This window comes from Bacillus sp. 1780r2a1 (genome assembly GCA_024134725.1).
Classification (GTDB): Bacteria; Bacillota; Bacilli; order Bacillales; family Bacillaceae_H; genus Priestia; species Priestia aryabhattai_A.
In genome coordinates, this window is record CP099863.1 from 1,089,249 (window position 1) to 1,110,791 (window position 21,543).

Annotated in this window: 12 protein-coding genes and 2 pseudogenes; all 14 read left to right on the plus strand. The window is 38.5% G+C overall.

What is annotated here, in order from left to right; translation table 11 throughout:
• The first annotated feature begins 15 nt into the window (after positions 1–15).
• Positions 16–2,427, plus strand: a complete 2,412-nt coding sequence (locus NIZ91_05520) for a glycoside hydrolase family 31 protein (protein ID USY57096.1) — start codon at positions 16–18, stop codon at positions 2,425–2,427.
• Positions 2,428–2,445: 18 nt separating this feature from the next.
• Positions 2,446–3,867, plus strand: a complete 1,422-nt coding sequence (gene uxaC / locus NIZ91_05525) for a glucuronate isomerase (protein ID USY56117.1) — start codon at positions 2,446–2,448, stop codon at positions 3,865–3,867.
• Positions 3,868–3,872: 5 nt separating this feature from the next.
• Positions 3,873–4,964: a mannonate dehydratase gene (gene uxuA, locus NIZ91_05530; protein ID USY56118.1), complete on the plus strand. Its 1,092-nt coding sequence runs from the start codon at positions 3,873–3,875 to the stop codon at positions 4,962–4,964.
• Entirely contained in the window at positions 4,939–5,781 is an 843-nt protein-coding gene (locus NIZ91_05535; protein USY56119.1) for an SDR family oxidoreductase, read from the plus strand. The genes uxuA and NIZ91_05535 overlap by 26 nt, the downstream gene beginning before the upstream one ends.
• A gap of 243 nt (positions 5,782–6,024) precedes the next feature.
• Positions 6,025–6,516, plus strand: a complete 492-nt coding sequence (locus NIZ91_05540; GenBank protein USY56120.1) for a sigma-70 family RNA polymerase sigma factor — start codon at positions 6,025–6,027, stop codon at positions 6,514–6,516.
• A gap of 127 nt (positions 6,517–6,643) precedes the next feature.
• Positions 6,644–7,111 carry a competence protein ComK gene (locus NIZ91_05545; protein ID USY56121.1) on the plus strand — a complete coding sequence of 156 codons (468 nt, stop codon included), beginning with the start codon at positions 6,644–6,646 and terminating at the stop codon, positions 7,109–7,111.
• A 430-nt stretch (positions 7,112–7,541) separates the two neighbouring features.
• Entirely contained in the window at positions 7,542–9,863 is a 2,322-nt protein-coding gene (locus NIZ91_05550) for a SpoIID/LytB domain-containing protein (GenBank protein ID USY56122.1), read from the plus strand.
• Between the two features lie 248 nt (positions 9,864–10,111).
• A pseudogene (locus NIZ91_05555) lies at positions 10,112–10,807 on the plus strand (Ig-like domain-containing protein).
• Between the two features lie 63 nt (positions 10,808–10,870).
• A pseudogene (locus tag NIZ91_05560) lies at positions 10,871–11,248 on the plus strand (CAP domain-containing protein).
• Between the two features lie 140 nt (positions 11,249–11,388).
• Positions 11,389–15,093, plus strand: a complete 3,705-nt coding sequence (locus NIZ91_05565) for an Ig-like domain-containing protein (GenBank protein USY56123.1) — start codon at positions 11,389–11,391, stop codon at positions 15,091–15,093.
• 121 nt (positions 15,094–15,214) lie between these two features.
• Positions 15,215–16,243, plus strand: a complete 1,029-nt coding sequence (locus NIZ91_05570) for a hypothetical protein (GenBank protein ID USY56124.1) — start codon at positions 15,215–15,217, stop codon at positions 16,241–16,243.
• 197 nt (positions 16,244–16,440) lie between these two features.
• Complete coding sequence (locus NIZ91_05575; GenBank protein USY56125.1) at positions 16,441–17,190, plus strand: hypothetical protein; 750 nt, start codon at positions 16,441–16,443, stop codon at positions 17,188–17,190.
• A 32-nt stretch (positions 17,191–17,222) separates the two neighbouring features.
• Positions 17,223–19,859, plus strand: coding sequence for a glycosyltransferase (locus NIZ91_05580; GenBank protein ID USY56126.1), 2,637 nt, complete (start codon positions 17,223–17,225; stop codon positions 19,857–19,859).
• 16 nt (positions 19,860–19,875) lie between these two features.
• Positions 19,876–21,486 (plus strand): glycosyltransferase family 4 protein, encoded by a 1,611-nt coding sequence (locus NIZ91_05585; protein ID USY56127.1) that lies wholly within the window; start codon positions 19,876–19,878, stop codon positions 21,484–21,486.
• Positions 21,487–21,543: the final 57 nt, after the last annotated feature.

Below are 21,543 nucleotides of genomic sequence, written 5' to 3' on the forward strand. Positions count from 1 at the left end.
AAGGAGGCTTACATGATGACGTTAACAAAGACGTATCATTTTACATTAATAAAAGAAAAAAGCAATCAGCTTATGTTTAAGCTAGGGGACTCTCATCACTATGCATCTCTTTTCATTTTAGAAGAAGATCTGTTTCGAGTAATGGTGAGTAAGGGAGAAGAGTTTTCACCAGCAAAGACGTGGCTTGTGGCACCTGATATGGAAGATATTCCGTTTGAGGGTCGAAGCAGATTTGACCTTACGGGGTTTACCTTACCTGCTTACCATGTTGAAAAGAGTGAGGATGTCGTAACCGTTTACACAAAGCTCTTAAAAGCAGTAATAAAACTGGACGGCTTTAAAATCACGTGGCTGATGAGACGCAGTGAACAAGATAGCTGGCGACAGGTTGCGATGGACCGAAACACGCAGGCCTATAACTTTGACGGAGCGCTTGGAACCTCTACGTATCATTATTTACAGCGAACGTACGAAGAGTCGTATTATGGATTAGGTGAAAAAGCCGGTGAAACCAATCGATACGGAAGAAGGTTTCGCATGCTGAACCTTGATCCGATGGGATATGATGCGGAGTGGACCGATCCGCTTTATAAGCATATCCCGTTTTATATAACAAGAAATGAAAAAGAACAAATGTCCTACGGGTTGTTTTATGACAGCACGTCAGAGTCCATTTTTGATATGGGAAATGAAATGGATAACTACCACGGCTTGTATCGTTACTATGAGCAAAAAGCCGGTGATTTAGACTATTACTTTATCGCTGGTCCAGAAGTGAGCAGCGTTGTAAAGCGCTATACGTGGTTAACAGGAAAAACGATTTTTCCACCAAAATGGAGCTTAGGTTATTCTGGTTCCACGATGACGTACACGGATGCGCCAAATGCTCAGGAGCAGCTGGAACAATTTTTAGCGGACTGCGAGAAGAATGACATTTTGTGTGATTCCTTCCAGCTGTCGTCTGGCTATACGTCCATTGACGATAAGCGGTACGTTTTCAATTGGAACCACGATAAGTTTCCGGATATCAAAGGATTCGTTCAGTCTTTTGCTGATAAAGGAATTCGCTTATGTGCCAATATTAAACCTTGCTTGCTGCAGGACCATCCCATGTTTGAAGAGCTTAAAAAAGAAAACATGTTCATTATGAACGCAGCAGGAGATGGACCGGAAATGGTTCAGTTCTGGGATGATATCGGTGCGTATCTTGATTTTACAAACCCTAAAACCGTTAAGTGGTGGAAAGCGCAAGTCGAAGACAAGCTATTAAAATACGGCATTCAATCTACTTGGAACGATAACAATGAGTTTGAAATTTGGTCTGAAACAGCTCAAGTGAACGGCTTTGGCAATCCGCTTGCGTTCAATTATATAAGAAGCTTACAGCCAATCTTAATGATGAAAGCTTCGTATGAAGCGCAAAAAGAGAATAATCCAAACGAGAGACCATATTTAATTTCAAGATCAGGTGCACCGGGCATGCAGCGCTATGTGCAAACATGGACGGGTGATAACTACACGAGCTGGAAGACGTTAAAGTATAACAACAAGATGGCGGTTGGATTAAGCCTTTCTGGAATCTACAACATCGGACACGACGTGGGAGGATTTGCTGGTCCTGCCCCAGAGTCAGAGCTGTTAGTTCGCTGGGTGCAAAACGGAATTTTCTATCCGCGCTTTACGATTCATTCGTGGAACGAGGACAAAACGGTAAATGTTCCTTGGATGTATGAAGAAACAACAGAAGCCATTGCCAATTTAATTAAGTTTCGCTATACCTTACAGCCGTATTTATATACAGCACTGTATCGCGCGCACGCATACTACGAGCCAATGATTAAATCGACGTTCTATGATTTCGAAGGAGATCAAAATACGTTCAAAGAAAACGATGACTTCCTGTTAGGTGAGTTTATGCTGGTTCCTTCAGTTGTCGAAAAGGGAGCGACAGTGCGAGAAGTGTATCTGCCTCATCACAAAGACGGCTGGTTTGATTTCCATACGGGTGACTACTATGAAGGAGGTCAATCCGTTACGTTACCAGCAGCGTTAGAAGAGAAACCGCCTCTTCTTGTAAAAGGCGGCGCAATCATTCCGATTAATTGTAACGAACCATCGTTTAATGAAACGTCAGACGAACAGCGCGCTATTTTACTGTTTCCTTCTAAGGGGAATCAGTCATCTCACTATGAACTATATGAAGATGACGGCATTACGGCGCACTATGAAGAGCAATGTAAGAAAATCAACATTAATATGGAAACGACAGAAGAACGCATTAACGTTTCTCTTCATTTAAAAGGTGACTATGAGGTACCGTATGAAGAACTGATTTTCACAGTACCCGCTGGAGAAACGAGAGAAGTCTACGTTAATAATGAATGGACTAAGGTAGAAGATGGACGTTTCAGCGTACGAGTTCGGTAAGAAGGAAGGAGACAAAAGATGGGATTCTTAAAAGAAGATTTTATGTTGCGTACACCAGCAGCTTTCAAGCTATACGAGCAATTTGCCAAAAACATGCCAATCTATGACTACCATTGTCACCTAAGCGCAAAAGAAATCGCTGAAAATAGAAGATTTACTTCTGCTACGGAAGCGTGGTTAGAAGGAGATCACTATAAGTGGCGAGCGATGCGTACGTTAGGTATTGAAGAATACTATATTACGGGAGAAGCTTCTGCTAAGGAAAAATTCATCGCGTGGATTAAAGCCGTTCCGCTTCTCATCGGCAATCCACTTTACCACTGGACGCATTTAGAATTAGCACGCTACTTTGACTATCACGAAGTCGTGAAAGAAAAAGATGCGGAGAAGATATGGAATCACTGTGAAGAAATCGTTCGTTCAACAGAATTCACAACGCAATCGCTGATTAAGCAGTCAAACGTTTCCGTTATTTGTACCATTAACGATCCGTTAGAAGACTTATCGTATCACGTGGAGCTGCAGCAAAATGATGAGTTTCCAGTAAAGGTATTGCCAACCTTTCGACCGGACGCCATTCTTCACATACAGAGTCAGAACTTTTCTTCTTATATCCAGTCGTTTCTGAACGTATCGTCTGATGAAGTGACGGTGGAGTCTTTAATAGCGAACATTGATGCGTACGTAGACAAATTTCACGAAGCGGGCTGCCGCTTAGCTGACCACGGACTAACGACGTTTACGTACGTAGATGCAAAGCCGGATGAAGTGAATGAAATCATAAAGAAAAGGCTAGAGGGAGCAGCGCTTTCTTTAGAAGAAGAACATAAGTATGTATCGCTTATCATGCAGCACCTAAGTGGAATGTACGCTCGTAAGGATTGGGCGATGCAGCTTCACCTGGGGCCAATTCGAAATAATAATACGCTAGCGTTTAAAACAAGCGGTCCTGACGCAGGCTATGATTCTATTTCCAACCAGCAGTTTGCCGAAGAGCTGAACAAATTTTTCGACGCGCTGAACGTAAAGGGAGAATTACCAAGAACCATTGTCTTTCCGTTAAACCCTACTGAACAAGAAGCGATTGCTTCAACGCTTGGCAACTTCCAGCAAGCCGGAATTAAAGGGAAAATGCAGCTCGGTACCGCTTGGTGGTTTAACGATCACAAAGAAGGCATGCTGCGTCAAATGAACGTGTTAGCCAACTACGGCGTAATCAGTACGTTTATCGGCATGCTGACGGACTCGAGAAGCTTCTTATCTTACGCACGACACGAGTATTTCCGCCGGATTTTATGCGACTTATTTGGTCAGTGGATGGAAGAGGGAGAAATTCCAGACGACGTAAACGAAGTCGGTGGAATCATTGAAGATATTTGCTATAACAACGCAGCGAACTACTTTACCATTAGCAATACAAAACTGAAGGTGGGAGTGTAAGCATAATGAAAATGTCATTTAGATGGTACGGAACAAGCGATACGATTCCATTAACATATATTAAGCAGATTCCAAGTATGAGAGGAATTGTTTCCGCTATTTATGATATACCGGTCGGTGAAGTGTGGCCTGAAAGTAGAATTCAAACGTTAAAAAAAGACATTGAAGACGCAGGTCTTGAGCTAACGGTTATTGAAAGCGTGCCTGTTCATGAAGATATCAAACTAGGCTTGCCAACGCGTGATCAATATATTGCTAGTTTCCAGCAAACGCTGAAAAACCTAAGTGCAAGCGGCATTACGACGGTGTGCTATAACTTCATGCCGGTTTTCGACTGGACGAGGTCGTCACTGGAGCACCGTTTAGAAGATGATTCCACGTGCCTTAGCTATGATAACAGCGTCATTGAGCTAATGGATCCAGTGAAAGGAAATCTATCGCTGCCGGGTTGGGATACAAGCTATGAGAAAGAAGAGCTGGCTCAGCTTTTTGAACAATATCGCTCAGTAGGAACAGAAGAACTTTGGGATAACCTTTCCTACTTTTTAGAACAGGTCATCCCTGTTGCTGAACAGGTAGGCATTAACCTGGCTATGCATCCGGATGATCCACCTTGGTCCATCTTTGGACTGCCGCGCATCATCACAAATGAACAAAATATCGAGCGCCTTCTTTCTTTATATGAAAGTCCAAACCACGGACTGTGTTTTTGCACAGGCTCTTTAGGAGCGCTTGAAACCAATAATTTACCACAGATGGTTCGGAAATTTGGCTCACAGGGGAGAATTCACTTTGTTCATGCGAGAAACGTGAAGCGAACAGGTGAAAAGTCATTTAATGAAACGGCTCATCCTTCTGAGTACGGTTCTGTGGATATGTACGAAGTGTTAAAAGCGCTTCATGACGTTTCGTATAACGGTCCAATTCGTCCGGATCACGGGCGTATGATTTGGGGAGAAACAGGTAAGCCTGGCTACGGCTTGTTTGACCGTGCGTTAGGTGCAACGTACTTAACGGGACTGTGGGAAGCTATTCAAAAAGACCAGCAAAGCGTAAACGGAGGGAAAACACATGACGTCGCTGCCGTTAGAAAATAAAGTCGCTGTTGTAACCGGTGGAGCGGGCGTGTTAGGCGCTGCTTTCAGCGCAGCTCTAGCTAAAGCGGGTGCCAAAGTGGCCATCTTAAACCGAACGTTAGAAAAAGCAGAAGCACTAGCGAATCAGCTCAATCAAGAGGGAGGTCAAGCGCTTGCTGTCAGCGCAGACGTTACGAATGAAGCATCCCTAAAAGCAGCAAAGGAAATCATCAATCGCCACTGGGGTGAAATTGACCTCTTGGTAAACGGAGCAGGAGGGAATCATCCTAAGGCAACAACAACTCAAGAATATTTCAGCTGTGACGCTGAACTGAGTGATAACACGGTTACTTTCTTCAATCTTGAGCCGGATGACGTCCGCTTTGTGATGGACTTGAACTTCATGGGCACGCTTCTTCCTACGCAGGTGTTTGCTGCGGATATGATTCAAAAAGAAGCGGGAACCATCATTAATATCTCGTCTATGAACGGCTTTACGCCCCTTACGAAAATTCCGGCATACAGCGGTTCAAAAGCAGCCATTAACAACCTCACACAGTGGTTGGCGGTGCACTTTGCGACTTCCAATATACGAGTAAACGCCATTGCACCAGGATTCTTTTTAACGGCTCAAAATGAAAAGCTGTTATTAAAAGAAGACGGTACGCCAACGGACCGAGCAAAAAAAATCGTTGACCATACGCCAATGGGCCGCTTTGGAGACAAAGAAGACCTGGTCGGCACGCTCCTATACTTAGCAGACGACAGCATGTCTCGCTTCGTAACGGGTGCTGTTATTCCGGTTGACGGTGGATTTTCAGCGTATTCTGGTGTTTGATTTGAAGCTTTTATCATAGAAATAGCCGAGCGCTGCGTGCGCATCGGCTATTTTTGATTTCATCGCTAAAAACCACGTATCATCACCATTTCTGTAGAATAATATCACTATTTCCCAGGAAAGTTCGAATCGTGTCTAATCTTCACCATCAAATTAGCTCAGTGTTCTTCATCTCTTACTTTCGGTAAAGTAAACGTACCGGCGGAATACAAGAAAAAGCGCGCTTTTCAAAAGGACAAATCCATGAAATCTCTATCGTTTGAACAAGTCGCAGAATCGTTTCATCCTCTCATTGTCTCGATGATTCAAAAGCACCATATCTACAAAGAACAAGAAGAATACTATCAGCTCGCCTTAATTAACCTGTGGAAAGCCTACCAAAAGTTTGATGAAAGCAAAGGCTCGTTTTCAGCCTATGCCTATAGCACCGTGCGCGGCACCATTTTAATGGAGCTAAAAGCAAGCGTAAAACGAGACGAGCGAGAAGCACTAACGGAAGACACGCTGTTGGTGACGCACCCAGACGATTCGCTTCCCGTGGCCTTGCAGTCGTCTATTATTCATGACATGATCGAGCACCTCACGCCAAGAGAAAAGATTTATATCCTGGAATATCTATTAGGAGGTTACTCCTATAGGGAGCTTGCTGATAAGTACGGCGTCTCAACAGGAGCGGTGAAAAACTGGGGCAAGACCGCTCGGAAAAAGCTCAAAGAAACACTTTCACATTCATAGAACTAAGAAGCAGAAGGATATCACCTTCTGCTTTTTAAGAAGTAAACTAAAAATTTTGAATTATAGGTAAAAACTACTAGAAATTCAAAACTCTTTTTTGTAAAATAGTAATAAAGGGGTTGATAAAATGGAAGCAAATGAAAACTACGTTATAAACGTTGATACAAAAGCATTGAAGCCAGTTCAACACTTTCAGTACCAAACAAAAATTTTGGATGCAAAAGGAGAGTATTATTCCACAAAAACATGTAAAGAGCTACTCATGGAGTCTTGCATCGAGAACCTCACAACCTTTGATGGCGCACTGACAGCCGTCAGAAAACGATTTGGCTTCACGAAAGAACCTCCGCTTGTCATTGATAAAGTCAATGAACTCATTGTCATTCCTACCAAGTCTCCAACATCACATCGCTGCAGCTGGTATTTTTTATCCCATATTGACGTTACGCAGACGCTATCTTCTTCAAAAGAAACTTCGCAGGCCCAGACTATCTACTTCCACGACCAAACGCATCTTCCAACGTCACTTTCCCGGCATAGCTTAAAAGAGAAGTTAAGTAAGGCTTTAACGGTGCAGCATGATATTCGGAAGTAGCCTACATATTAGACTGTAGAGTTACCATGTCTAAGGGTAAGTAGTATAGAAATTCTGATGTTCAAAATGATAGAACTTTAATTTCATTAGGAAAAGCAGTTTTCATCCTATTTATATGGTACTTGTTTAAAAGAGTTTGATAGTATATCAAGCTCTTTTTATATCTTTATCCCAGAACAAATACATATTATTGAACTTATTTACTGTAAAAGAACTAGTTATTTTGCCCTTCTAGTTGTATAATACGACAGTAGCATTTTTTGGTAAAAGAAGTGTGGAAAGGGTTAGATTTTCTCGTTAAATTAACTAGATTAATTGATAAATAGCATTCTCATCTGTAAAACTGTTATTTTTAGCCGATAAAGTTTGTAGACGATATTCGTTATTTCAGTTAATTTATAAAACATCTTAGGAAGGTGAAAACAAAAGGATGAAATGCATTTTTAAAACACTCCTAGCAATTAGCTTTATTTTTGCTTGGGGAACATTTGAACATGAAGCAAAAGCTCAAGGTATTGAACCGACAATCTCTGTTAAATTAGTGAACTATCTTGGAGACAAATCGTCTATTACCATTCAGCCTTCTAAAACATATAAAATTGAAGGTAGTAACGTAGAATTAGAAAGTGGTAAGACTTACAGTGTAAAAGTAGAAAGCACTGGCGTAAGAATATATGAAGAAGATCAGCGAATAGCTAGTGCGGATTCATTTAAAGTAACTCCATCTACCTATAGCGCAACTCTATCAATTAATGGCAGAAAATATTTAGGTGATATGCGCTTTATAAATGAAGGTAATAAGTATATACGTCCAATTAATACGCTACCTCTGGAAGACTATCTAAAAGGTGTAGTTCCGAAGGAGGCATACGCGGATTGGCATATGGACGCGTTAAAAGCACAAGCACTTGCTGCTCGAACTTATGCTTTAACTTACATAAATAGCAATGCAATTGATGATACACAATATAAACAAGTGTACGGTGGTTATGATTGGAATGAACGCACTAGCCAAGCTGTTGATGAAACATTTGGAGAAACGGTGAAATACAACGGGGCTCTTGCTCAAACGGTTTTCTCATCTAGTAACGGCGGCTATATTGAGTCTAGCCTTAATTACTGGGGAAGTACGCAGCTTCCGTACCTTGAATCTAAGCCAGATCCTTATGACCCTCAACGTGAATGGACGAAGGTTGTGAATAAGCAGCAAATTAATTTAGTAGACAAAGATTTGAAAGATTCGAATGCATGGTGGAATTCTATCAATGAAGTTGATTCCATTATGGCACATAATATTAAGCAAAAAATGAACGCGAACGGGTTCAGCGGAAAAGACATTAAAATTGTTAGTGTTGAAGATGTAAAGTTCTATGCTCCGACAACGGGTCAACGCGCAACGAGAGGCGATTTAGTTGTTAAATACATAGTGAAAGATGAACTTGATTCAAATGGAAACTTAAAAGTAAGTACGTGGAATTTAATTGGCGAGAAAGCAAGCAGCGTTAAAAGCTTAATTAATGGCACGTCAATGCTAAACTTATATGTGAAAAGCATTACTTCTGATAGCAATTCTATTGTGATTAAAGGAGCAGGCTATGGACACGGCGTTGGTTTAAGCCAATATGGCGCAAGCGTTATGGCATCTCAAGGTAATTCCTATACAACAATACTAGAATTCTATTATCCTGGTACGACAATTAGCCAGCAGTATACGGATGCATATCCAAGAATAGAGGTACAACCTCCTTCTGCACCAACCATTATGGAAGTGACGGATGAAACGACAATTGTAAGAGGCAGGGCGGAAGCAGGCAGCTTAGTTTATGTGAAAAAGGGAACAGAAGTCATCGGTCGAGGAGTAACAGAATCGACAGGTATCTACCGCGTAAGCATTGCGAAACAGCCAGCGAAAACAAAGATTGGCGTGGTAGTAAAAGGCGAAGGTGGCTACAGCCCGTATTCGTATACAGTAGTAACAGCTACGGCAAAAGCAGAGGCACCGAAAGCACCAACCATTATGGAAGTGACGGATGAAACGACAATTGTAAGAGGCAGGGCGGAAGCAGGCAGCTTAGTTTATGTGAAAAAAGGAACAGAAGTCATCGGTCGAGGGGTAACAGAATCGACAGGCATCTACCGTGTACGCATTGCGATACAGCCAGCGAAAACGAAGATTGGCGTGGTAGTAAAAGGCGAAGGTGGCTACAGCCCGTATTCGTATACAGTAGTGACAGCTACGGCAAAAGCAGAAGTACCGAAAGCACCAACCATTATGGAAGTGACGGATGAAACGACAATTGTCCGAGGCAGAGCGGAAGCGGGCAGCTTAGTTTATGTGAAAAAAGGAACAGAAGTCATCGGTCGAGGGGTAACAGAATCGACAGGCATCTACCGTGTACGCATTGCGAAACAGCCAGCGAAAACAAAGATTGGCGTGGTGGTAAAAGGCGAAGGTGGTTACAGTCCGTATTCGTATACAGTAGTGACAGCTACGGCAAAAGCAGAAGTACCGAAAGCACCAACCATTATGGAAGTGAAGGATGAAACGACAATTGTCCGAGGCAGAGCGGAAGCAGGCAGCTTAGTCTACGTGAAAAAAGGCTCAGAAGTCATCGGTCGAGGTACTACAGGTTCTGATGGTATCTACCGTGTGCGTATTACAAAACAACCTATTAATACACGTATTGGAATTATAGTAAAAGGTGAAGGTGGCTACAGTCCATATACGTATATAACGGTAAAAAAAGCTTGATATCTGAGTGAAAAGTAGGCCACTTGAATAAGTGGCCTATTAAAGTATGAATAAATAAAAATTTCGTTTGCTACCGCTATACATATAAAGGTGAAAAAAGTACTAGTTATATTATCCTGTTAGCTGTATAATACAATCGATAATATTTCTATTTTTTAGGTTGTGGAGGATTTTATGTGAAAAGAAGTAGTTTAATAATCATGATTCTGGTTTTTATTACGCCTGTGATGTATGTAGGACCATTTCATATGAGTGCTGCAAGTGCGGCAATTAATGCCCCGAAAGTTAATACAATAACAGATCAAGATACAAAAATAACGGGGAGCGGGGACAAAAGTGCTGTTGTTTATGTGAAGGTAGGTTCTACTATTATAAGTCGAGGTCGAACGACAAGCTCAGGGAATTTCTCTATTACTATTCCTAAACAAAAGGCAAATACTCTTATTAGCGTAGTGACTAAAAATAACAATGGTACATATAGTTCTTATGCGAAAGTAAATGTTCAGAGTAAGACGCCCGTAGTTACCCCTATTGTAAATACGGTACTAGAGACAGATAAAGTGGTAACTGGTAAAGCTGAGAAAGATACATACGTCTATGTAAAGGTAGGCGCTACTATTATAGGTCGAGGTCGAGCGACAAGTTCAGGAAACTTTTCCGTTACTATCCCTGTACAAAAGGTAAACACTGTTATCAGCGTAGTGACTAAAAATACAAGTGGCAAATATAGCCCTTATACAAAGGTAAGCGTTCAAGGTAAGGCACACCCAAGCACGCCTACCGTAAATGCTGTATTGAATACGGATAAAGTTGTAACAGGAAAAGCAGAAAAAAATACATATGTGTATGTAAAAGTAGGTTCTACAATCATAGGACGAGGTCGAGCGACAAGCTCAGGCAATTATTCTATTACTATCTCACCTCAAGCTGCTAATACAGCAATTGCTGTCGTAGTAAAGGACACATCTGGCAATTATAGCCCTTATTGTAAGGTGAAGGTAACAGAAAAAGAAGTTTCTTTTGAAGAAAAGGTAGTGGAACTAACGAATATTGAAAGAGAAAAAGCAGGTCTATCACCTTTAAAGATTGATTCGACACTCATGAAAGTATCTCAGCAAAAAGCTCAAGATATGAGCACAAACCATTATTTTGATCATACAAGCCCTACATATGGAACGCCTTATGACATGATGAGTAAAGCAGGCATTGTATATTCAGCAGCTGGTGAAAACATTGCTTGGGGACACCCGAGTCCAGAAGCAGTTGTAAAAGGTTGGATGAATAGTCCTGGTCACCGTGCCAACATTTTGAATAATAGCTTCACGTATATTGGAGTTGGACATACAGAAGGAGATCACTATTGGGTACAGATGTTTTATCGCGAAGGAAGAAGTGATAACTGGTTTGAAGATGTACTGTCAGGAAAACAAAGTGCTGTTCCAAATGTTCAATAACCGTTCTTGCTTTTAGGTGAACCAAAAAATAAAAATTATTCATTAAGTTTAATAGAAAGAGAGAGACGTATATGAAAGCTAAAAGGTTTACATTCTTCATTTTATTTTGTTTGGTGTTCTCTCAGATTGCCCCTAATCTTGCTTTTGCTGGAGTTGATGTAACAGCTCCTACATTCGAGAGTATTAGCGTAGACAAGAAATCAGTGAAAGCCGGTGAAACGGTTAAAGTTCAAGTAAAAGCAACAGATAAAGAGTCAGGCATCAAACCTTATAACTTTATGTATTATAAAAGCCCAATTACTCAAAAAGCTGTATTTGTATCGCTAACATACAACAAAGAAACAGGTATGTATGAAGGAGAGCTGTCCCTTACAGGTAGTATGGAGCCTGGGAAATGGGAAGTGAATTACATCTATCTTCAAGATCAGGTAGAGAATACAGTTCAGATTGATGGCCCGCTTGAATCAGGTAGTTTTACTTTAACGGGAACAAAAGCAGATGTGACAGCTCCAACATTTGAAAGCATTAGCATAAATAAGAAATCAGTAAAAGCTGGAGAAACAGTTAAAGTTCAAGTGAAGGCGACAGATAAAGAATCGGGCATCAAACCTTATAACTTTATGTATTATAAAAGCCCAATTACTCAAAAAGCTGTATTTGTATCGCTAACATACAACAAAGAAACAGGTATGTATGAAGGAGAGCTGTCCCTTACAGGTAGTATGGAGCCTGGGAAATGGGAAGTGAATTACATCTATCTTCAAGATCAGGTAGAGAATACAGTTCAGATTGATGGCCCGCTTGAATCAGGTAGTTTTACTTTAACGGGAACAAAAGCAGATGTGACAGCTCCAACATTTGAAAGCATTAGCATAAATAAGAAATCAGTAAAAGCTGGAGAAACAGTTAAAGTTCAAGTGAAGGCGACAGATAAAGAATCGGGCATCAAACCTTATAACTTTATGTATTATAAAAGCCCAATTACTCAAAAAGCTGTATTTGTATCGCTAACATACAACAAAGAAACAGGTATGTATGAAGGAGAGCTGTCCCTTACAAATAGTATGGAGCCTGGGAAATGGGAAGTGAATTACATCTACCTTCAAGACCAAGTAGAGAATACAATTCAAATCGAAGGCCCACTCGAATCAGCAAGCTTCACCTTCCAAGGTGAAGACAACGTCAAGCCGACATTCAAATCCATTAAAGTAGGTCAGGAAACAATTGAAGCTAATTCATATAATCGTATTACTGTAAAAGCAGCGGATGACACATTAGTAAAAAGTGTTGTTGTCAAGTATGCAAAGCCGAATTCAAAAACAATTGAATCAGTGGAGTTGAGTAAAGGAGAAGACCAAGAAACGTTCAGTGGAGACGGGTGGTTTGGTGAATCCGGTGATTGGAAAGCAGCTTCTGTTGATATTACAGATATAAACGGGAACAAGCTGACAGTTACAAAAGGGTTAGAAAATGGAACGTTTAAAGTTCTGCCTCCAATTGAATCGATAGGTCATCGTATTGTAACGGGAAATGAAACGTGGTATAGCGAAGTTATTAATGATGATGTATATATTGGACCGAACGCGGTATTAACCGTAAATGGAAATGTAACGATTAACGGAAATGTATATGTACTTGGAGGACTGAGAAGCTACGGTGGTCTAAGGGTGACTAGTACGGTACACGCAAAGCGCTTCTTATTTAGTTCAGGCTATTATTCATATTTAAATAATGGTGACGTAATCGTAAGTGGCAGCAATTCGCTATATGGTATGACAGCATCAAACTATCCGTTAGCAGATGTTCCATTCAAGCTAAACAACACACCACTTAATGCCAAAGACAATAAAGTGAATTTAGAAGGAAGCACCGTACCAGTTGTAGACGTTTATTTAAATAATAAACTTCTGTCTTTAAATTCCAACGGTACATTCCGATTAAATGGCTATGATGTAACAAATCAGAAAGAGTTAACGTTTAAATTTGTGGATGTATTTGGTCATACCACTACTAAAACGTATAAAGTATATGGAACTGAACCTGTTCAGACACCAAAAGTAAACGAGATTAGCGATAAAGATGTGAAAATTACTGGCGTAGCTGGTTCAGAAGTAAAGGTAACGGCTAAGCTTGGAACAAAAACGTATACAGGAACTGCAAATGCAAAAGGCCAATTTACGATTTCAATTCCAAAACAAAAAGCAGGTACAAGTATAAAAATCAAAGCAAAAGATGAGGCTGGAAATAGTAGTGTTGAGGTCTCTCTGACTGTAAAAGACAAGACGCCTCCTGCTTTACCAACGGTTCAACCAGTTACAAATGAAGATACGGTTATTTCAGGAACCTCAGAAGCTGGTAGCTTAGTTTATATCAAGTCAGGATCTACTGTCCTAGCTCGCAAGGTAGCGGATAGTAAGGGACATTATGAAGTGAAAATTCCTTTACAAAAAGCAGGTACAAAATTATCAGTTATTGCAAAAGATAGTGCTGGGAATTATAGCAAATATGCATACGTAACGGTAAGTGAAGTAGATCGAACGGCACCTGAAAAGCCAGCTGTAAATCCAGTTACGGATCAAGATACAATGGTTACCGGAACATCAGAGCCCGGATCGACGGCTACTGTAAAGATAGGAAGTAAATTATATAGTTCAGTTGTTCAAAAAGACAGTAGTTTCAAAGTGACAATTGATAAACAAAAAGCAAATACTTCAATTACAATTACTGCGACAGATGCAGCAAACAATACAAGTGAATCTACGGTTGTCAAAGTGGAAGATCGTACGCGACCAGATGCGCCTACTCTAAACGCAGTAACGAATGAAGATGTAAAAGTAACGGGTAAGGCTGAACCAAATAGCTTAGTCTATGTAAAGAAAGGTTCATCAATTATTGGACGCGGCAAAACTAACGCTAGAGGTCAATTTTCAGTTGCAATACCTAAACAAAAGGAAAAGCTGAAAATCAGCGTTGTAGTAAAAGATACAGCAGGTAACTATAGCCCCTATGCTTATACGACAGTTGTTAAGAAGGAAGCTACTCCACCAGCTGCACCAAATGTAAATGAAGTTAGTGATTTGGATACAAAAGTAAGTGGAACAGGACAGCCAAATACAATTATTACAGTAAAAGCATCAGCTAAAGAATATAAGGGTACAACCAGAGCAGACGGGCACTTTGAAGTAACGATTGATAAACAAAAAGCAGGAACCAACTTGATTATTACATCCACTAATCAAGAAGGAGCAAGCAGTGCAGAAGTAAAAAAAATAGTTGAAGATAAAACCCCTCCTGCTATATTTACTATCAATGAAATCACGAATGAAGATGCCAAGATAACAGGTAAGGCTGAAGCGGGAAGTACGGTATACGCTAAAGTTGGCTCAACAATTATTGGTAAGAGATTAGTAGATGTGAATGGGAACTTTACAGTTATTATTCCGAAGCAAAAAGTGAGCACAAAAATAAACCTAGTGGCACGAGACAGCGCTGGAAACTATAGCAAATACACATCGAAAATAGTTAGTCAAAAAAGACCGCAGGCGCCTAATGTCAACATGATTAAAGCAATAGATAAAAAAGTCACGGGAACGGCAGAAGGGAATAGCCTTGTATACGTGAAAGTTGGTTCAACCATCATTGGACGAGGGAAAACCGATGCAACAGGGCACTTTACGGTTGCAGTGCCAGCGCAAACTTCTGGTACAAAAGTAAGTGTTGTGATTAAAAACAGCAAAGGTTTGTATAGTTCTTATACATCAAAGGTAGTACAATAAGATATAAAAGAAGCGAATTAATCTAGAAAAGGTTAATTCGTTTTCTTCTGTAATAAAGTTAAAAAAGGTTAAAATAACCTTATATGTAACATTATAGAAAATGTAAGAGGGGAAAGTATCTATGTCTTTATCAGAATATATCATTGAAAATGAGAAAGTCTTCAAAGGAGCTCATGACATAAAATATTTATTTATACCAGCAAGTAAACCTTCCAGTCACTTAGCCGTGACTTTTTCAGGCTTTAATGGAAAAGAGCAAGAAGGTAAGCCTGCATTTTACAACTATGTGAGATATCTTCAAGAGATTGATTGTCATAGGCTATTTATCTTAGATAACTGTATGGGTCACCCAGCATACTATTTGGGTCAACATAAAAAACTAGACTATGAGGTATCAGTAGCAGCACTAATTTTTAAGATAGCAAATGAGAATAAAATTAGAAAAGAAAACATCATTACCTGCGGATCAAGTAAAGGTGGAACGGCAGCATTTTACTTTGCCATGAGATATGACTTTGGTCATTTTATAGCAGGAGGATTTCAGTTTAAAGTTGGAGATTATTTATACGGTGTAAACAACTATACGCGTGATACAGTACTAAAATTAATTACTGGCGGCAATTCGGAAGGTCACCGTGATTATTTAAACCAATTTTATATTGATATTGTGAGTAATTATACGTATAAAACGAAGCCTCACATTCATGTTGGAAGTGGAGACTCTCACTATAACCAACATGTAAAACCGTTCGTGAAAATACTTGAGGAGCGAGAGATCCCTTATGATCTAGATGTTCAAGCATATAAAGGCCACTCAGAAATGGGACCTTACTTTGCTACTTATCTATTAGATGAACTGTCAGCTATTACAGGTGAAATCTTCATTAAAGATACTTCAATTGAAACAGAAAGCGAAAATATCATTTCCGTTTCGTGTCAAGTGCCTGAAAGCTTTATAAAGAATAAGACCGCTCACTTTGCTTATTATGTGTATAAAGATGGTCACTCTGGGCCAATCGAAAAAACAAAGTATTCTAATAGTTCAACATTAAAGTATCAAGTAACCGAACCTGGTAAATATACAGTAAAGGTATTCGTTAAAAAAGGAGAAACGAGACTTTCAAAAGGTACAAGTTGGGTCACAGTTTAAAGAAGAGAATGGAAAATCTGTTTTTATACTTAGGTGTAAAAACAGATTTTCATTTTGAGTGATAATCAAAAAAATGTAAGATAAGTAAGAATAAAGGAATGAAATTATTTATTTGTCCAACTTTTGATGATAAACTGTATTAGGTATATTTGCCTGTTGTCTTTTACTGAGAGTTGGAAACGGAGGAACATAATCATATGTCTATAGACGTTAAAGATAGAAATAAACATACAAAAAAAGTAGGGGAAAATCAAAAAGTAGTAGAGAGTGCAAAAGAAGCTTTACTCGTTCAAAAACTTGTTCGAGAAAAGGAAGAGCTAGAGCGAGAATTTACGGAAATACTTGAGTTTATGTTAGCAGATATGAAAAAGCAAGATGAATTATTTAGAAGTGAACATCCAGAATTGTTAATAGAAGATAACGAAGAAGGATTGTATAAAGATAAGTATGAACAAGCCATTAAAGATATGAAACTACTAGAAAACGGTCAAAAAGAAAGCAGAGAGCTTGTTTTATTACTGAAAAAAAATGTTCAAGACTTAGAGAATGAAAAGAAAACTCTTCAGCATAGAGAGTTTGTTAGTAACCAAGACCTTGAGACATTAAAAAGTAAACAAAGTGATTTGTTGCAGAAGTTAGCAGCCCTCGAATTAAATCATGTTGAATCTGTTCAATATAAAGAACAAATTCAGGTAAAGTATAAATCTGTTCAAAGTCAATTAGAAGCTTCTGAAGAAGAACTAAAACAAGAAGAACAGAAAAGAAAGATACTTGAAGCTGAAAATGCGAGATTAAAAGAGGAAAAAGAGCAGCTTAGTAAGCAATACGAAGAATTGAAAGTTTATTCTGAAAAAACAGAAGAAAGAATGTTGAAACTAGAAAATTCTAAGCTTGGGAGAATGACAATAGCTTATTGGTCTTTCAGAAAAAAATTATCTAGAAAATAATCATTGTATTGACAACAATAGTGGAGGACAAAATGAATAATCGGTTTTTACCTTTGTATAATGAGTACAAGAAACAGCTTAAAACATTGAATTTTATAGTAAACCCTAACAATACAAATTCGGCTTATTCACTAAGCTTAAAGAATACTAAATGGTACACCAATAATATTGGGACAGCTCTCTTGACTAAAGAAAACTTTTTATATATCGAACATTCACAAAGTAAACGAGACGCATTTTATGTATCCTATCTAGAACAAAACGGTAGCTTTAGTACCCCTCCCTCTTATACTACAGGTTTAAAAAAGAAACAAAAATACCTTGTAAACTTCCATGGTAGAACAGATAAAGATGTTACGGTAGATTTATTTTTTATTGCATATGAAAAAGGTAAAAAAACATCTACTCAATTCCTTTCACTGAACAGTACTGAAGTTATCGAGTTAGACGGTGATGCAGACGATTATCGAATTGCTATTCGCGTGGTCGGGAAAGGTAGCACCGTTATCCAACAAATTCAGCTAATTCAAATAGATCAAGTCAAAGGCTTGATTCAACCACCTTCAGAGAAAAAAGAAGCTGAATTTAACGTAGAAGATTATACGTGGAAAGATCTTTTACAAATGAAGAATTTCACACCCAAAGATTGGTACGTGCCAAAAGTAAATCATCTAAAGAATCTTAGCATAAAAAATGGTCGAGTTAGAGCTGATTTTGATTTAGAAGAAGAGCAGCATCAATATATTTCATGTTATGAACAAAATATTAGTTTTGGACAAAAACCAACTGTTTTTCCAATAAAAATTGATTCAAATAATCGATATAAAGTTACTTTTAAAGGTGAAAAGAAAGACACGGCCATTGCGCAACTTTTTGTTATTTTTTATTCGAATACAGGAAGTAAAGAGCAAGTAGAGATTGTTAATTTAAACGAAGAGCGACTGATTAAAGTTCTTCCAAAAGCTAAGTTTTGTCGAATGGCAGTACGCTTCTCAGGAACTGGGTTTGTTGAAATACATGATGTAACTTGTCAAAGTAAAAAGGAAACTGGATTTCTACCAATAAAACATTTACGTTCACTTGGCTATGATGTCCCGAATACGCTTAAAGATGTAAAGCTAGGTGTTATTTGTGATGAGTTTACGATGCAATGCTTAGAGCCTGAATGTGATGTAATTACGTTTAGTCCAGATAACTGGAAAGCTACATTCGCAACAAACAAACCACATGCTTTATTTGTTGAATCAGCTTGGCACGGAAACAACGGAAAGTGGACAAGGAAAGTGTCTAGCAATAATAAAACCAATATTCTAGATCTGCTTGAAGTTGTTAATTGGTGTAAAGAAAATCATATTCCAACAATCTTTTGGAATAAAGAAGATCCGGTACATTTCAATTCATTTATTCAAACGGCTAAACACTTTGATTATATCTTTACTACAGATGAAAATTCAGTGGAAAACTATAAACAAAATCTGCATCATGATCAAGTTTTTGCACTGCCATTTGCAGCTCAGCCAGCTATTCATAATCCAATTGAGCTATACGAGAGAGAGAATGGAATTAGCTTTGCTGGATCGTACTATGCAAATAAATATATTGAACGCCAGTATGACATGAATATGTTACTAGAATCAGCGGCTAAGTATGGACTGACTATTTATGATCGCAACTATGGCAATGATTTAACGGAATTTTATTTTCCTGAACACCTAAGACAATATACAAAGCAAAGCTTAAAAGCATCTGAAATTCATAAAGCCTACAAAGGGTACAAAGTAGCTCTTAACGTAAATAGCGTAGTTGATTCACCTACAATGTTCTCTAGAAGGGTTTTTGAATGTTTAGCATCGAATACTCCTGTTGTAAGTACATATTCAAAAGGAATTGAAAATTTATTTGATGACCTTGTATTTATGAGCAGCGAAAAAGAAGATTTTGAGCTTGAATTTCAAAGATTGCTAACGGATGAGAAATATTACAGAGAAAGAGCTCATCAAGGTTTACGAGAAGTTTTACAATATCACACTTACGAGAGTCGATTAAACTATGTCTTAGGAAAAGCGGGGTTTGAATTAAAGGATTCTTATCCAGCTATTGGAGTTTGGAGTCAGGTTGAAAGCTTAGCTGAACTACAATATGTCATGAACATGTTTAGTAATCAGGCCTATAAATCAAAAGAACTGAAAGTGATTTTGAAAAAGCCTTTTAGTTATAAACAAGTTGCAAAGGATTTAAAGGCTAACAATATTGAAGTCCTTAAAGACTATGAAAAGCCAGAATTTAAGGATATTAAATATGTAGCTTATTTTAAGCCTAGCAATTTTTATGGTGAAAACTACTTGTTAGATTTGTATTATGCTACGAAATATTCTAATAGTGACGTTATTGGCAAACGTACACATTACCAAACTGCACAACTTGCCGTGATAAATGATAGAAGTGAGCATTCCTATACAGATTGTTTAGATTTAGATGCTGCTATCATTAGCCTAAAAGCATGGAAGCATATTGGTAAAGAAGAGATTTCAGCTGAAAGTAATTTAAAGTTCTTGTTTAAAAAAGGGTATCGGTTATTTGCAGCAGATCGCTTTAATTTTGTAAAAGACTTATCTTATTTAGATTATGAAAATGTCCATTCTAACATAGATACATCAGTAAATATTTAATGATGGAGCGTAGGAAATGAGAAAAACATTATTACAACCAGCAGAAGTTTATGTATATAAAGACGATTGGATCCATTCTCGCAAAGATGGCTTTGAATTTGAGATTGCAAGAAAAGAGTCATTTCTTTCTCTCAAAGTTCAAAAAAAAGACAGTGAGTATAACTATACATTTCTAACTTCTGATAGAAACGCAATACCAATAAAATATGATTCGAGATTTGTCTACACAGCCACAATTAAAGGGAACGTGTCAGACAGCTTAGATGTTCAGTTAATTGTTAAGGGAACAGGTGAAGGGAAGCAGATTACTAGCCAGTATATTGGAATGGATGTTGAAAAAATTCTTTCTTTTCCTGCCAATGTAAATAACCTCGAGCTAATGCTTAGAGTGTCTGGTACGGGAGAAGCCAACATAGAAGAAGTGAGCATCTCGTGTTACGATGCACCTTTAAAAGACATAGAGCAATCTATTTATGATTTGAATGACGAAGCGGACTACTTGGTGTTAACAAACGTATATCCTGAGAAAAATAACCTATACCGTAATATGTTTGTTCATAGACGTGCTGAGCTTTATCAAGAGAACGGTGCCTCTGTTGATATATTCCGTTTGAATGCTAAGGAAACGTCTTTAGCATATTACAAATTTAATAATACCTTTGTTTTATCGGGTGGCAAAGAAGAACTAACGAACGTGCTGAATGGAAAGAAATATAAAAAGATTTTAATTCATTTTGTTGATCATCATATGATTGAAGCAATTGAAGCTAGTCAAGCTGCAAAGACGCCAATTCTTATTTGGATTCATGGAGTTGAAACGGAAAAATGGTATCGCAGGTGGTTTAATTTTAGTGGAGATGCTGCAGCGTTAGAAAAAACGTTAGCCTCAATTAAAGAAAATAAAAAGCGCACAGACTTTATGAAGTCGGTCTACGAAAGCAAAACGTTAAATATTAAATTTATCTTTGTATCGAAATGGTTTAAAGAAGCAGTGGCGGAAGCAGATACGAATGCTTTTGTTGAAGACTATTCAATCATTCATAACGTTGTCGATGACAAAATGTTTGACTACGTTCCAAAAGATGCAAATCAGCGTAAAAAAATACTAAGCATTCGTCCGTTTGCGTCTCATAAGTACGCGAATGATCTATCAGTAAAAGCAATTCTAGCGCTATCCAAAAAGGATTATTTTGAAGAATTCGAGTTTAATATTTATGGTCATGGCGTATTGTTTGACACAACATTAGAGCCAATTAAACACTTTTCGAATGTTCATATTCATAATTACTTCTTACCACAAACAGAGATTGCCAAACTGCACAAAGAGCACGGAATTTTCTTGTGCCCAACGCGCCTGGATTCACAAGGAGTATCGATGTGTGAAGCGATGAGCAGCGGGTTAATTCCAATTACAAATGGCGTAACGGCAATACCTGAGTTTGTCGATGATGAGTGCGGCTGCTTAGCTGGAAGAGAAGATTCTCAAGGCCTAGCCGATGCCATTGACTTCCTATATCATCACCCTGAAGAATTTCAAAAGAAATCTCATGAAGCCGCAAAGCGCATGAGAAAACAATGCAGTATCGAAAAAGTCATTAATGAAGAGCTAGCTGAAATTTATCATTAAAACAGATTAAACTCTACAAGATTGACAGTACAGAAGAGCTATATTATATTTTAGTAG